General features: G+C 71.3%; 10 protein-coding genes and 3 pseudogenes. 5 read left to right on the top strand and 8 right to left on the bottom strand.

The features are described 5' to 3' along the window. Positions 1–415: 415 nt before the first annotated feature. From ACZ49J_RS12945 to ACZ49J_RS12935, 3 genes and pseudogenes are all read left to right on the top strand, one after another. A pseudogene (locus tag ACZ49J_RS12945) lies at positions 416–1,014 on the top strand (alpha-1,6-glucosidase domain-containing protein); the annotation flags it as partial. Between the two features lie 91 nt (positions 1,015–1,105). Continuing rightward, on the top strand, positions 1,106–2,704 hold the full coding sequence (locus ACZ49J_RS12940; RefSeq protein ID WP_467451565.1) for a SpoIIE family protein phosphatase: 1,599 nt from the start codon (positions 1,106–1,108) through the stop codon (positions 2,702–2,704). 29 nt (positions 2,705–2,733) lie between these two features. Then, positions 2,734–3,090, top strand: a complete 357-nt coding sequence (locus ACZ49J_RS12935) for a 5-carboxymethyl-2-hydroxymuconate Delta-isomerase (RefSeq protein WP_467451564.1) — start codon at positions 2,734–2,736, stop codon at positions 3,088–3,090. Between the two features lie 19 nt (positions 3,091–3,109). On the opposite strand, the gene ACZ49J_RS12930 is transcribed toward ACZ49J_RS12935, so the two are convergent. Both ACZ49J_RS12930 and ACZ49J_RS12925 read right to left on the bottom strand, forming a co-directional pair. Further along, positions 3,110–3,835: a TetR/AcrR family transcriptional regulator gene (locus tag ACZ49J_RS12930; RefSeq protein ID WP_467451563.1), complete on the bottom strand. Its 726-nt coding sequence runs from the start codon at positions 3,833–3,835 to the stop codon at positions 3,110–3,112. Between the two features lie 90 nt (positions 3,836–3,925). After that, positions 3,926–5,848, bottom strand: coding sequence for a hypothetical protein (locus ACZ49J_RS12925; protein WP_467451562.1), 1,923 nt, complete (start codon positions 5,846–5,848; stop codon positions 3,926–3,928). Positions 5,849–6,343: 495 nt separating this feature from the next. Between ACZ49J_RS12925 and ACZ49J_RS12920 the strand changes: the two genes are divergently transcribed. Next, positions 6,344–6,787: a hypothetical protein gene (locus ACZ49J_RS12920; protein WP_467451561.1), complete on the top strand. Its 444-nt coding sequence runs from the start codon at positions 6,344–6,346 to the stop codon at positions 6,785–6,787. A gap of 81 nt (positions 6,788–6,868) precedes the next feature. On the opposite strand, the gene ACZ49J_RS12915 is transcribed toward ACZ49J_RS12920, so the two are convergent. The 5 genes and pseudogenes from ACZ49J_RS12915 to glnII form a co-directional block, all read right to left on the bottom strand. Beyond that, the gene (locus tag ACZ49J_RS12915) at positions 6,869–8,419 is read right to left on the bottom strand and encodes a DUF1996 domain-containing protein (protein ID WP_467451560.1); all 1,551 of its coding nucleotides are present in this window, start codon (positions 8,417–8,419) and stop codon (positions 6,869–6,871) included. Between the two features lie 265 nt (positions 8,420–8,684). Continuing rightward, positions 8,685–8,816: pseudogene (locus ACZ49J_RS12910) on the bottom strand (DNA-binding response regulator); the annotation flags it as partial. 18 nt (positions 8,817–8,834) lie between these two features. Next, positions 8,835–9,862 (bottom strand): annotated as a pseudogene (locus tag ACZ49J_RS12905) (SDR family oxidoreductase). Positions 9,863–9,941: 79 nt separating this feature from the next. Further along, positions 9,942–10,487, bottom strand: a complete 546-nt coding sequence (locus tag ACZ49J_RS12900) for a winged helix-turn-helix domain-containing protein (protein ID WP_467451559.1) — start codon at positions 10,485–10,487, stop codon at positions 9,942–9,944. Between the two features lie 350 nt (positions 10,488–10,837). Further along, positions 10,838–11,866, bottom strand: coding sequence for a glutamine synthetase (gene glnII / locus ACZ49J_RS12895; RefSeq protein ID WP_467451558.1), 1,029 nt, complete (start codon positions 11,864–11,866; stop codon positions 10,838–10,840). A gap of 423 nt (positions 11,867–12,289) precedes the next feature. Between glnII and ACZ49J_RS12890 the strand changes: the two genes are divergently transcribed. Next, positions 12,290–12,640 carry a hypothetical protein gene (locus ACZ49J_RS12890; RefSeq protein WP_467451557.1) on the top strand — a complete coding sequence of 117 codons (351 nt, stop codon included), beginning with the start codon at positions 12,290–12,292 and terminating at the stop codon, positions 12,638–12,640. A gap of 2 nt (positions 12,641–12,642) precedes the next feature. Here ACZ49J_RS12890 and ACZ49J_RS12885 read toward each other — a convergent pair whose 3' ends face one another. Then, positions 12,643–13,350: a hypothetical protein gene (locus ACZ49J_RS12885; RefSeq protein WP_467451556.1), complete on the bottom strand. Its 708-nt coding sequence runs from the start codon at positions 13,348–13,350 to the stop codon at positions 12,643–12,645. Positions 13,351–13,444: the final 94 nt, after the last annotated feature.

Genomic DNA, 13,444 nt, shown 5'->3' with positions numbered 1-13,444 from the left:
AAACACTCGACTGGGAAACCCCAGCCGAGCGCCTGCATAAACTGCTCGCGGCCTGATCAACCAACCACGTGTTGCAACGACCCCTGGAATCCGCCGGACGGGTAGGGGCCGGGGGCGACAAAGGCCAGCGGCCCGTCCACGTCATGAAAGTTCTTGCCGGTTTTTCACTACTCTTGCTGTAACGCTTTCCTTGGCGGTACCGTCACGCGGACGCCCGGCAGCGAAGCCCTTCCGTGCCGTGGCGTGGGGTCGGACCCGTTCGAGCCGTAGCCGCAAGGAGTTCAGCGTTCATGCCTGGGAGGAATCGCATCCTGGGTCTGCGGCGCGGAGCGCGGCAGAGGCGTCACGGTCCGCTCGGCCGCGGAGTGTCCGGGCGTTTGGCCGTCGGAGATGGCTGCGAGGACTGCGACCTCACCTCGCCCTCACGACTGCCGCCCTCTCCCAGGGCCCGGCGCTCTCCCAGGCGGGCACAGACCTGCTGCGTTCCAAGTCACTGGACCGCAACTCCTACGACAGCGGCGACTGGTTCAACGCCATCCACTGGGACTGCCGGGACGGCAACGGCTTCGGGCGCGGACTGCCGATGGCCACCGACAAGAATCCAAGTGGCCTTATGCCAAGCCCCTGTTGACATCGGTCGAGGTGGGCTGCGAGCAGATCAGGGGAACCTCGGCCGCCTACCGGGACCTGCTGCGCGTCCGCACCACCGAGGACGTCTTCTCGCTCGGCGCCGCCGACCAGGTCCAGGCGGCGCTGTCCTTCCCGCTCTCCGGCAAGGACGAGACGCCCGGCGTCATCACCATGGCCCTCGGTGACCTGGTCGTCGTGCTCAACGCGACGCCCGAGCGGCAGGAGCAGCGGATCGCGGAGGCGGCCGGAACGGCGTACGCGCTGCACCCGGTCCAGGCCTCGGGCGCGGACCCTATCGTCAAGTCCTCTTCCTACGCGGCGGAATCGGGCACGTTCGCCGTTCCGGGGCGTACTGTCGCCGTCTTCGCCCGGGACGCGGAGTAGACCAATAGCGTGAGTGGCGCGGGCCCCCGCACCCCATGGGTGCAGGAGCCCGCGCCACCGACCGCGTCCCCGGCAGCCCGCGAGGACTCGCATGGCCGAGCAAGCAGACAGCACAGTTCTGGTGGTCGACGACGCGGCCGCCAGCCGGTACGCGATGGGTGCCGTACTGAGCCGCGCCGGGCACCGGGTCGTCCCCGTCGCCAGCGCCGGTGAGGCGCTCGTCGAACTCGACACACGGCTGCGCACGGACGCTCTGCCCGACGTGGCCCTCGTCGACATCGGGCTGCCCGACATGAGCGGCTTCGAACTCTGCCGCCGGCTCAAGGCGGTGCCACCGATGGCCACGCTGCCAGTCGTCCACTTCTCCGCCGCCTCCGTCGCGCCCAGCGACCGGTGCCGCAGCCTGGAGGCGGGCGGCGAGGCCTATCTGACCGTGCCCGCCGAGCCCGAGGAGATCCAGGCGGTGGTCCGGGCCGCCGTGCGCGGTGCCCGGATGCTCAGCGACGCCGAGGCGGTCGCACGGCACCTGACGCTGCTGTCGGAGACCATCGTCTCCGTCCAGGCGGCACGCTGTCCGAGCGAGCTCGCGGACGCGGCCGCGGAGGGCACCGCCCGGCTCACCGGCGGCCCGGCCGCCGTCTTCGTCGTCGGCGAGAGCGGCGAGCTGTACTGCGGCACCCGGCGCGGCCGGGCCGCCACGGTGCTCCGGGACGTCGGAGCACGCGAGACCGTGGTCCGGCTGATCCGGGGGATCGGGGCACGGACCGGCGGACCGCACGGCACCGTCGTGCCCGCCCCGCTCTGGCCGCCGGGCCTCTTCCCCGCCCGAACCGATACCGACGTCCGGCTCGTCGTGACCCACACCCAGGACGGCAGGGCGGCCGTCTGCCTGGCCACACCCGCGCCCGCGCCCCGGACACCGCGCACCGACAACCTGGTCGCGCGCCTCGCCCACGCCACCGCGCTCGCCGCCGAACCCCTGCTCCTCTACCAGGCGGAACGCCACATCGCGCTCACCCTCCAGAACAGCTTCCTGCCCAGGAGGCTGCCGGAACTGCCCGGCGTCGACGTCGTCGTCCGCTATGTGCCGGCCTCCCGTGACACCGAGATCGGCGGCGACTTCTACGCCGCCCTGCGCACCTCCCGCGGCGTGCTCACCGCGGTCGGCGACGTCGTCGGGCACTCCCTGGACGCGGCCACCGTCATGGTCGAGATCCGGCACGCCCTGCGCGCCTACTGCGTCGAGGAACCCGACCCCCGCGAGCTCGCCCGGCGGCTCGACCGGATGCTGCAGCTCTACCATCCCGACAGCACGGCCACCGTCTGCCTGGCCCTGGTCGACCCCGCCACCGGGCGCACCCGGATCGCCAACGCGGGCCACATCCCCCCGCTGATCGTCCGCGACGAGGGCGGCGCCGCGTACGTCGAGGCCGCCGGGCCGCTGCTCGGGCTCGGGCTCGACCGGCCCGCGCCGACGGAGATCGTCCTGGAGCCCACCGACCGGCTCCTCATGGTCACCGACGGGCTCGTGGAGAGCCGCGGTACGGACCTCGCGGTCTCCCTGGACCAGCTGCGCACCGCCGCCGCCGAGGCCCCGCACGGCACGGCCGCCCTCTGCGACACGCTGCTGGACTGCTTCGGGCGCGACCGGGAGGACGACATCGCGCTGCTGGCGCTGCGGTTAGGGTGAGCGGCAACGGTCCCAGGACAGGAGTGCCCATGCCGCAGATCACCGTCGACTACTCCGCGCCGCTCTCCGAGGGCTTCGACCGGCGCGGTTTCGCGCTGGCCCTGCACGACGCGGTGGTGGAGATCGCCGCCGCGAAGTACGAGGCCTGCAAGACGCAGTTTCGTGCGGCGCAGGACACGACCGTGGGGCGGGACGGGGACGGGCACGCGGTGGTGCATGTGACGTTGGGGTTGCTGGCGGGGCGTACGGAGAAGACGAAGGTGCGGCTCACGGAGGCGGTGCTTGCGTTGCTCCGCGAGCATGTGAAGCCTGACGCTGGTGTGGCGTTGCACGCCTCGGCCGAGGTGCGGGATCTGGATCCGTCGTACCGCAAGTTCGAGGTGTAGTCGCGCGGGCCCCGCGCCCCTAACGGGGCGTCGCCCCCAGCGCTACCAAGCGGCCCACCAGGTCCGTGAACGGGCCGTCCGGCGGCTCGTCCTTGAGCATGCGGCGCAGGAGGTCCGCCATCTCGGCGTCGTACGCGGCGCTCACCGCTGTCAACGCGGCGAAGTCATGGACGAGTTGGGCCTCGAGTTCCTGGCGGGGGATGCGGCGGCCGTCGAGCCAGATCAGGGCCGTGGACTCGGCGAGGGAGATCCATGAGCGGATCACCAGCTCCAGCCGGGCGGGCGGGTCGTCGACGCGCAGGTGGGTGAGGATCTGGTCGTAGGCGGCCTGGCGTACGCCGTCGATGAGCGCGTTGGTGCGGGACACCGCGTCCCGGGAGCGCAGGCCGTCCGCGGGAACCGCCGGGCCACCGCGCATCAGCGCCGAGAAACCGGGCCCGTGCTCCTCGACGAAGTCGAAGAAGCGGCGCATCACACGCAGCAGCCGGGCACCCAGGGGGCCCTCCTGCGGTTCCAGGAAGCGTCCGGCCAGGTCGTCGGAGGCGCGCTGCAACGCGGCCTCGTAGAGGCTGAGTTTGCCGGGAAAGTAGTGGTAGACCAGCGGCCGCGAGATGCCCGCGGCGGACGCTATCTCGTCGATGGAGACCTCGTCGGGTGAGCGTCGGCTGAACAGTTCAAGGGCGACGCCGATCAACTGCTGCCGCCGCTCCTCGACACCCATTCTGCGGCGAACCCCGGTTGGCATGCGAACACCTTACCGATCGGATTCGGTCTCCAACGGGCCAGAGCAGCCAGGGTTGTTCACACCTTCAGCGCACATCGATCACCGACGTGCTCACCTCAGTCCGGTGATCGGCCGGCCGTCGGCCAGGGTGCCCAACAGCTCGGCGTGGGCACCCTGCCGCGCGCGTACCGCCAGCACGTTGCCCTGGGCGGATCCGCCGTACTTGCCCTTCGCGGTCACCGAGGCCGTGCCCCGGTCTCCGGCCGCGAGCAGGTACCAGGTCCCCCCGCCCGACTTCCACAGCACACCGGCGAGGAGGTGGGGGTCACGGGCGCCGCACGCGGGGGAACCGTCGGCCTTGGCGGCGACCGCCCCGTACCGTGCGCCCGGCACCCGGAACTGGGCCAGCACCCGCGCGCCACCACCCCGCCACGTCTCGGCCCTGGTGCACACCCAGGTCGCCGTGCCGGACCAGTCGGGCAGCGACTGCCGGGCGTACTGCCAGGCGTTCACGGACCGCACCCCCTGCGCCCGCACGGCCGCCAGGGAGCACGCGTACGGCGACCACGTCCCGAGCCGCTCTCCTGTCGCCTCGCGAGGAGCGGACGGCCGCCCGGTGGTCAGGTGCACGGGAGTCAGCTCGGCGAGGTCGGTCAGCAGCCGGGCCCCGGAGGCGTCGCTCAGCTGGAGCACGTTCCACGAACGGCACTTGCCCGGTCGCAGCGCGGGACTCGCGAACACACCCGTCACCCCCTCCTTCGACACCGGGAGCTCCGACGTCCCGCCGCCCGGCTTCATCAGGTCCCGTACGGCCGTCTTCGTCACCCAGGGCGCCGTCAGGTAGCGGACGTTGCCGTCGGCCCGGTCGAGCACCACCGCGCTCGCCCCGGCTCCGGTGGCCCCGTCCACCCGGGCGAAGTCCAGCACGGTCCCGCCCGTGCCCTCCTTCGGTTCCGCGTACCGCGCGACGCGCAGCCCGTCGTACAGCAGCACGACGCGGGCGGAGCCGACCTCGCCCGCGTACAGCAGCTGCGGCGGCCCGGGGGGCCCGCCGGCCGGGGTGCCGGGTGTCGCCGAGACCTGGACGGACTCTCCCGGACGCGCCCACACGGCGAGCGCGCGCCGCAAGAGGGCCTTGTCGCCGGTGAGCGCTCCGCGGGCGGGCCACACCCCGAAGTCGGTGCGCGCGGACTTCTTCCAGGCGGTGGCCGACGCCTTCGTCAACCTGCCCGGGTCCAGGGCGGCTTCGGCGTGCGGGTTCCGTGCGTACGGCGGTGCGGCCGCGCCGTCCGGGCCCCATCCGCCGCTGGGCATGAGGAACAGCACCCCGCAGACGGCCGCAGCGGCCGTGGCGGCGAGCGCGGCCTTCACGTGCTGCCGGCGGCGCATCAGGTCGGTGGGCCTGGCCTGGAGCGAACAGGGGTCGAACTCGGGGGAGTCGAGCAGGGCGGCCTGCTTCGGGGGGATGTCACCCGCTTCCCGCAGCGCTGACTGCGGGTCCTCGACTCCGGCCGCCTCCAGCACTCCCCGGACGTCCGCTTCGGTCAGGTTCTCCAGTCCCCGCAGGACGTACGCCGCCCGTGCGGGGCCCGAGAGGGCCGACAGGCGCTGGTCCAGGGCGAGTTCGTCGGCGCCGCCCGGGTGGGGGAACAGGCGCAGGCCCCACACCTGGGGGAGCAGGGGCGGCAGCTGGGACCGCTTGGGCCAGGGCCGCGGCCTCAGCGGGCGGCCGGCCTCCAGTGCGGTGCGCAGGACCTGGAGGCGGACGTAGGCGTAGCCAGGGCCGCCGTCGCCGCCTGCTGCCGGGCCAGGGATCACCGAGGCGGAGGAGCGGCCTCGGGGGAGCGTGCGCTGGGTGAGGGCGTGGGCGGTCAGGACGCGGCGGGTGCGGCCGAGGGTGGGAGGCAGCACGAGGTAGGCCAGCCGGACGAGGCGTGGGTAGTGCTCGACGAGCGCGGCTTCCGCCTGGCCGACGTCGACGGCCGGGCCGGTGGAGGGGGCTGGGGGGCGTGGGGCGACATCCTGTGACTGCACGTTCAGCAGAACGAGCGAATCCTTTGATGGTCACCTTGCCGTGGGCGGGGTGCGGGGTTGTTTCGCCCCCGCCGCCCCTACCCGTCCCATCCCTGGGGGGCTGCGGCCCCAGACCCCCGATTGTCGGCCTGACGGCCTCGTCCTCAAACGCCGGACGGGCTGGATGTGCCTGGCCTCGGCTGAAAATTCAAGCCCAGGCCGCGAGAATCCGGCGCCGCCCGCACCATCCAGCCCCTCCGGCGTTTGAGGAGCCGGGGGCCCGGCGGCCGGCCCCCGAACGGGGTCCGGGGCGGAGCCCCGAAAGGATGGGGGTCCAGGGGGCGCAACCCCCTTGGCCGGGGTCGAAGGGGCGGAGCCCCTGAGGATGGGACGGGTAGGGGCGGCGGGGGCGAGGATCGATTTGAGTGTTGAGCGCGCGTGGGCCGTATCGAAGGACAGGGCCCTTGCCGGGGCTCTCAGCGACGTGAGCCGGAACGGACCCGGAGGTAGGTACGGATGAGTGTGACGCGGAAGAGCCTGGCAGGGAGCGCGGTCGGAGCGCTCGCCGCCCTGCTGGTGCTGACCGGCTGCGGCTCCGACGACGGCAAGAAGGAAGCGAAGGTCCCCGAGACCGCGACGGGGAGCCTGGAGCACATCGCCAGCGAGGCGGGCTGCAAGCCGAACATGCAGACGGACGCGGACACGATCCGCCAGGCCCTCTGCAAGAACTCCGACGGCAAGTTCGTCCTCGCCACCTTCGCCACCGACCGCGGTCAGCGCGAGTGGCTGAACGGGGCCAAGGACTACGGCGGCTACTACCTCGTCGGCCGCAAGTGGGTCGCCGTCGGCGAGCAGAAGACGGTCACGGCGCTGCGCGGCACGCTCGGCGGGACCATGGAAGAGGGCTCCGCCCACATGAACCCCGGCGGCAGCCACAACAGTGGCTCTCACAAGGGTTGACCGCGCGGGGCCGGGGGGCAAGCGAAAGCCGGCGGTGGGATCTCCCACCGCCGGCTTTCGCTCATGCGTTGCCGGGTGCCTCTACTGGCAGTCCTGACCGCTGTTGATGCAGTCGACCATCTCGTTCATCGTGGCCTCGTCGAAGAAGTTGATGAAGTCGTTGTGGTCGGTGATCGGCTTGTGCAGCTGGTCCGGGAAGGAGTCCACCGCGAAGGCGTTCTGGACCTGCCCGTTCTGGATCTGCGGGGCGTCGACGTCGTAGACCAGGCGGACCTGGAGCTGGGGGATGGCCTGGAAGCCGTTGGCGCAGCTACCGTCCGCCTCGACGAAGTCGACGTGCGTGCGGTGGTTGGCGCTGTCGATGTTCTGGCCGTCCCAGCAGCTCTGGAAGTTGGACGTCCGCACCACGGAGCTGCCCTCGGGGCAGATCGGGTACTTGTCCGTCAGCTGCCGGTCCTCGAAGCCGGTGCAGCTCCAGTTTGTGTTGGCGTTGCCGAGACCGTTCACGAAGGACTTGGCGTCACCGGTGATGATGCGCAGGGCCTCCGGCATGGCGACGACATCGCTCGTCTTGTTGCCGACGAACTTCAGCTGAGCCTCGGCGGGCTGGATGATCGTGCCGACGTTGCCGTCCTGACCACCACCGGGGGCGTTGGCGTCGACGTCGTCCTGACCGTCCTGCACACGCAGCACCGGCCAGAAGTACGACGACTTGTCACCCTGGTTCTGGCAGGTGGTGTCGCCGTTCTTCAGGTCCTCGTCGCTCGCGAAGGCGTCGTTGGCCTGGTTGCCGACGTAGTCGTGCTGGTGCTGCGCACCGTTGCTGACACCCGGGGCGACGATCACGTTGTCCGAGTTGCGGTTCTCGTTCTCGTTGGTACCGCAGTTCGTGGTGAAGGTACCGGTCGAACCGCTGTCGCCGTTCGCGGGGAGGCCGTTTCCGTTCACACCCTGCGGGCCGCCGTTCGGCTGGACCTGGGTGATGTCCTGGAAGTCGGCCGCGACCGGGCCGTTGCCGGCCTGGCCGCCGTTGCCCTGGTCCTGACCGCCCTGGTCCTGGCCGCCCTGGTCCTGGCCGCCCTGGTCCTGACCGCCCTGGTCCTGACCGTCCTGGTTCTGGCCGTCCTGGTTCTGGCCCTGGTCCTGGCCTTCACCCGCGGCCGTTTCAGCCTCCACGCCCTGGCACTCGGCGAGCTGGCCGGTGTCCTGCGGAGCCTGACCACCGGCGTTCCTGATGTTGATGCCGATGCGGTCGATGGTGGCTGTCCGCTTGGACTTCAGCGGGCCGAGAATGGCGTTGTTGACATAGCCCGGGTCGGCCGCCTGGTCCCGGCGCGTGTCCGCGAGACGCTTGTAAGCCTCGGTGACCTGCTGGTCGAGCTTCGCCAGTTCCTTGTCAACACCCGCCCGAGCCCCGTCCGGCACATCGGTGAGCTGCTGGCCGACATCCGGGCAGTCGATCGTCGCGATCTGCGCGCCCGCGGCCTTGACATTGTTCTGGTCCGACGACTCGCCTGCCGAGGCGTAGAAATTCGCCCAGACCAGCCCACCGCCCGCGACCGCCAGCGCCGCGGAGGCGGCGATGGCACGAACGGCCAGCGGTGAGCGACGTTTCCTTGTATTGCGTCCCATGGAACTCCTCTGACTTCCTTGCGGGGCATCGAGGCGCCCGACAGGAGTGAAGCGGCTCCATCTCATACGGGTGGGGCTCGTGGGGTGTTCAGAAACCTTGGAAAAAATCAGAAGCCCGGGAGTTCAATTCGGGCGCAATGGTCACAGAAGCCCATGTTTCAACGGCAGTTGAGGGGGGTAAGTGTCGACTTTTGAATGAGGGTCAATGGGGGCCGAGATCGCTGAACAACCGCTGAATGAAGTCCAGCGGCCGTGCCCCGAATACCGCGAGCACCGTGAGTGCACCGTGATTGTCGTCGTCCGGCGCCTCAAGTCCCCATTTGGCGACGATATTGCAGGTGTGTTTGGCGATAGCCCGTTCCGTCACCACAAGTCGCTCGGCGATCGCCGGGTTCGACAGGGCGGCCCACCCGGATCAGGGAGTCGTGCCGGACACACCCTCCTCCGCCGCCGCGAGCACCTTGGCCTCGACCTCCCGGCCGAGCCCCACGACCGGCCGGTCCGGCCGCTGGGGCGCGGTGCCCCCGATGTCCCGCAGCCAGCGCCAGGTGCGGGTTACGGTCGCGGCGACGGGCCGGCAACGCAGTCCTGTCGCCAGGGCCCTGGACACGTCCGCGCCGTGCAGGGCGTCGTGCATGTCGCTGCCAGGAGGCACCCACACCGGCAGCTGGGTCCACGGCTCGATGCCCGCACCGAGGACGACCTCGGGGGCGATCCAGCGCAGCTCGGCGTCCGACCCGGTCACCCCCACGCACGCCTCGAGAAACTCGCCCATGGTGGTGTGACCTCGCGGGCTCATGAGGTTGTACGGCCCGCTCAGCTCCCCTTCCACCGCCCGGAGGATCCACACCGCGAATCACGGACGTCGACGTACTGCAGAGGCAGGTCCCGCGGCCCGGGCGCCGGCACCGGGCCCCCACGTGCGATCCGGGTCAGCCACCACGGCAGTCGTCCTATGTTCTCGTACGGCCCGAGGATCAGTCCCGCCCGCACGAGCACCGAACGTCCGGCCCCGAACTCCTGGACGACGGCCGGCTCGCCGCCCCGCTTGTCCCGCGCGTAGTCGGTCTGCCCCGCACCGGCGTCGGCCCCCTCGACGAGGGGTGCCTCTTCTGCGTACCCGGCGGGCGGGGCCCACTCGTACACCGAGCAGCTCGACACGTACACATACCGTCCGGCGCGGCCCCGCAGCAGCCGCGCCGTCTCCCGCACGGCACGCGGTGCGGCCGACCAGGTATCGATGACGGCGTCCCACTCGCCCTCCGCCCCGGCGAGGGCGCTGAGCCCGTCGGGCGCGGTGCGGTCGCCGTGCAGCGACCGCACCCCGGGCAGCGGCTCGTGCCGTCCCCGGTGGAAGACGGTCACCTCCCAGCCGCGCCGGAGGGCCGCCTCCACGACGGCCCGCCCCACGAACTCCGTACCGCCCAGCATCAACAGCCTCATGCCGACGACTCTGCCCGGTACGGCCGCGGGACGGAACGGGGGATCTGCCGTCAGCAGAGTCCGGGTGCCGCGGCCGGGGTCAACGCCCGGCGGGCGGGGCGTACTTGTATCCCACCCTGCGGACGGTCCGGATGGTGTCCCGGTGCCCGGGGCCCAGCTTGCGGCGCAGCCGGGCGATGTGGACGTCGACCGTGCGGCCGTCGCCCACATATTCGTACCCCCACACCGTGGTGACCAACTGGTCGCGGGTGTGCACGCGATGGGGGTGGGCCACCAGGCGGGCGAGCAGCTCGAACTCCAGGTAGGTGAGGTCGAGTTCACGCCCGTCGACCGCGGCGGTACGCCGCACGGGGTCGACGCGCACGAGCGGGTCACCGCCGGCGTCGACGGCCTGTGCCGCCGGCGGCTGCCGGTCGGCCGGGACGAGTACCAGGTAGCCGATCATGGGCGGCTGCCCCGGCAGCGTGGGCAGGACGTGCTGGGGAGCGGGCAGCCAGGTGGCGCCCGGCGGCAGCAGGTCCGCGACGTCGGTCACCTCGTCCTGATCCACGGCACGCAGACGTTGCCGTGAGGGGTGCGGGGAGGTGAGCGGTGCGGCGGGGGACAGAGAACGAGTGGTCGCCATGAGTTGTCAGCTCTTTCGCGCGAGAGTCCGTTGGGAGAGGAACGTCGTGCGCGCAGGCCGAAGGCCGAGGTGTGCGGCTTCAGAGGGCCGGCGCGTTCATCGCGCGGCAACACACCCGGTCGAAGTCGTGGTGCTGACGGGAAGGCCAGAAGGGCTCGAGGTCATGGCGACCTGTCGCGGGGTGCCTCCGGAAGCCGACCATGCCCCCATTGAAGCAGACGGCCGCGCGGGGCGGGACCCGCCGTCTCCTCCCTCAGGCCCTTCCGTCCCGGGACACACCGCACCGACGACGACTGGGGGCGCCCACCGAGCCGGTGGACGCCCCCAGTCAGGAGCCCTGTGCGGATGGATCAGACCTGGCCGGCCTTCTCCAGCGCGGAGCAGCAGGTGTCGACGAGCAGACGCGTCACGACGTACGGGTCGACGTTGGCGTTCGGGCGGCGGTCCTCGATGTAGCCCTTGCCGTCCTTCTCGACCTGCCACGGGATACGGACCGAGGCGCCGCGGTTCGAGACGCCGTAGGAGTACTGGTCCCACGGGGCGGTCTCGTGCAGACCGGTCAGACGGTCGTCGATGCCGGCGCCGTAGTTCTTGACGTGGTCGAGCGGCTTGGAGCCCTCACCGAGCGACTCGCACGCGGTGATGATCGCGTCGTAGCCCTCGCGCATCGCCTTCGTGGAGAAGTTGGTGTGCGCGCCGGCGCCGTTCCAGTCGCCCTTGACCGGCTTGGGGTCGAGGGTGGCGGAGACGCCGAAGTCCTCGGCGGTGCGGTAGAGCAGCCAGCGGGCCACCCACAGCTGGTCGGAGACCTCCAGCGGGGACAGCGGGCCGACCTGGAACTCCCACTGGCCGGGCATGACCTCGGCGTTGATGCCGGAGATGCCCAGGCCCGCCTTCAGGCAGTTGTCCAGGTGGGCCTCGACGACCTCACGGCCGAAGATCTCGTCGGCGCCGACACCGCAGTAGTAGCCGCCCTGGGGGGCCGGGAAGCCGCCCTCGGGGAAGCCCAGCGGACGCGAGCCGTCGAAGAAGGTGTACTCCTGCTCGATGCCGAAGATCGGCTCCTGCGCGGCGAACTTCTCCGCGACCTCGGTCAGCGCGGCGCGGGTGTTGGACGCGTGCGGGGTGAAGTCGATGTTCAGGACCTCGCACAGGACGAGGACGTCGTCGCCGCCGCGGATCGGGTCCGGGCAGGTGAAGACCGGCTTGAGGACACAGTCGGAGGCGTGACCCTCGGCCTGGTTCGTGGAGGACCCGTCGAAGCCCCAGATCGGAAGCTCGGCACCCTTGGCGTCGTCGGCCAGAATCTTGGTCTTGGAACGCAGCTTGGCCGTCGGCTCGGTGCCGTCGATCCAGATGTACTCAGCCTTGAAGCTCACGGGCCACATCCTTCGGGTGTGTCTTGAAGTCGCAGTCATGCGGGTGCTGCGGCGGCGCTGCGGCACTGGGGCGCCGCGGGGGATATGCCCGGAAGCCTGTCAACAGGCGATTTCCCGGTCATTGCTCATGTGTGAACCCCGTGTTACCTGGGGCTTCTGTGGGCGGGATCACGCGGTGAGGTGCCGCGCGATGTTGCCGCGAGGTGCTTCGGAGGTGTCGGACGCGGGCGGGCGAGGGGGCCGAGGGGGCGAGGGCGATCGCGGCGGTGATCGACGGCGGCGGTGGGCGCTCCGCGGCGGCCGGCGGTGATGCGCGGTGGCTCGCGCGTGTCGTCGTGTGCGGCTCGTATGCGATGGGAATGCGCGAGGGGCGCGCTGGGTGTACCCGGAGCGGGGGCTCCCCGGGCCCCGCGGCGGAGCCGCATGTCGTTCGGCGAGCCGGGCCTCAGCACACGTGAGGCCGGCCACCCCCTCCGTACGGTGGCCGACCTCACAGCCTGGCTGGACCTGCTCCTCAACTGCACCCTGCACGCGCCCCACCGGGTCCGCCGGCTGGTGCTGCGCCGTCGACCGGACGTGCCGGCCCTGCTGCTCCTCACCGGGAACAGCAGGGCCCACAACGCCCGCGGGGTGGCGGCCCTCTCCGTCAGACGGCTGCCGCGTGCGGAAGTGACGTTCCTCCCGGACGCCACCCACCACACGCTGCCGCACGCGAACTCAACCGAGCTCGACGACCGTCCGACGGCCTTCCTGAGCGGCCGCGCACCCGGGTGACCTCATCCCACCCTTTCGATGAGGGCCCTGCGAATCAGAAACTTGCCTTCCTCCCTGACCTGCTCGAACGCGGCGTCGTTCAGCAGGACGCAGCTGCCGGACACCGAGGTGACCTCCACCGTCGTGGACTTGTCGTTGTCCAGGTTGGTGACCCTCAGCTTCGTACCGGCCGGGAACTGGTTGCTGGACGCGGCCGGGGCGCCCGCCTCGCCCGAGAGGGTGACCGTGGAGCCGTTGCAGACCTGCTCCCCGGAGCCCGCGGCGGCCTCGTCGTCCGCGGGCGGGGCGGTCGCGGGATCCGAGGCCTCCGAGCCGCTCGTGGCCCCCTCGGAGCCCTGAGGGTCCTGAGCCGACCCCCCGGTCTCCGCGGTGCCGCCGGTCTGACCCGTCTGGGTGCCCTGGGAGTCCTGAGCCGACTCCCCGGCCACGCAGCCGGACGCCTCCTGCTTGCGCTCGATCTCGGCGATGACCGCCTCGCGGTTGGCGATCCGCGCATCGGACTGGGCGTCGGGGTTGGCCCGTTGCCCCGCGATGAACCGCTGGTTGTTGCCGAGCGCGGTGGCCAGTCCCTGGCAGACGGTCGAGTCCGCGGCGGTCTGCGCGGCGTTCGACGTGGCGGCCATCGCGAAGGCCCCGCCTCCCGCCACGGCCACCGCGCTCACCAGCAGCGCGACCTTCTTCTTCGTGCTGATCGTTCTCCTACGCGACATGCGCGCCTCCTGTCCCCGACCGCGTCCGCGGCCGGATCGGGTGAGTACGTCGCTAGGTACGAGATCTCGAACGAAGTTACTCAACGGTTACGGA

It is taken from the genome of Streptomyces sp. NPDC030840, from assembly GCF_055572015.1.
Note: the sequence above shows the minus strand (reverse complement) of the source record. Positions and strands in the feature narration are given on the sequence as shown.

Coding starts and splice junctions, on each gene's coding strand:
- ACZ49J_RS12940 (WP_467451565.1), top strand. CDS start 1,106: ATGGCCGAGCAAGCAGACAGCACAGTTCTGGTGGTCGACGACGCGGCC.
- ACZ49J_RS12935 (WP_467451564.1), top strand. CDS start 2,734: ATGCCGCAGATCACCGTCGACTACTCCGCGCCGCTCTCCGAGGGCTTC.
- ACZ49J_RS12930 (WP_467451563.1), bottom strand. CDS start 3,835: ATGCCAACCGGGGTTCGCCGCAGAATGGGTGTCGAGGAGCGGCGGCAG.
- ACZ49J_RS12920 (WP_467451561.1), top strand. CDS start 6,344: ATGAGTGTGACGCGGAAGAGCCTGGCAGGGAGCGCGGTCGGAGCGCTC.
- ACZ49J_RS12915 (WP_467451560.1), bottom strand. CDS start 8,419: ATGGGACGCAATACAAGGAAACGTCGCTCACCGCTGGCCGTTCGTGCC.
- ACZ49J_RS12900 (WP_467451559.1), bottom strand. CDS start 10,487: ATGGCGACCACTCGTTCTCTGTCCCCCGCCGCACCGCTCACCTCCCCG.
- ACZ49J_RS12890 (WP_467451557.1), top strand. CDS start 12,290: ATGTCGTTCGGCGAGCCGGGCCTCAGCACACGTGAGGCCGGCCACCCC.
- ACZ49J_RS12885 (WP_467451556.1), bottom strand. CDS start 13,350: ATGTCGCGTAGGAGAACGATCAGCACGAAGAAGAAGGTCGCGCTGCTG.